General features: G+C 42.9%; 1 protein-coding gene. It reads left to right on the top strand.

Features of this window, described 5'->3' with window-relative positions:
- Window positions 1-12: 12 nt before the first annotated feature.
- The coding region (locus FTW16_RS01890; protein ID WP_186728005.1) for a metal ABC transporter solute-binding protein, Zn/Mn family at window positions 13-247 on the top strand (235 nt) is incomplete at its 3' end.

Below are 247 nucleotides of genomic sequence, written 5' to 3'. Positions count from 1 at the left end.
TATCGAGGAATTATGTCACGTCCATCTTTTATACTTGCTACGTTGCTTTTAACGCCAAGTGTTGCAAGTGCCAGTACTATTCTAACAAGCTTTAAGCCAATTCAAATGCTTGTGCCAGAATTAACACAAGGCGTTAATCAACCGGATGTGCTAATGAACAGCAATGCTTCACCGCACGACTATGCGCTTAAGCCATCGGATGTGAAAAAAGTTCACAGTGCCGATATGGTCGTTTGGTTTGGTCCTG

This window comes from Vibrio sp. T20 (genome assembly GCF_007858795.1).
Lineage (GTDB): Bacteria > Pseudomonadota > Gammaproteobacteria > Enterobacterales > Vibrionaceae > Vibrio > Vibrio satsumensis.
The sequence above is the reverse complement of the archived record's forward strand: the minus strand, read 5'-3'. Positions and strand labels throughout refer to the sequence as shown.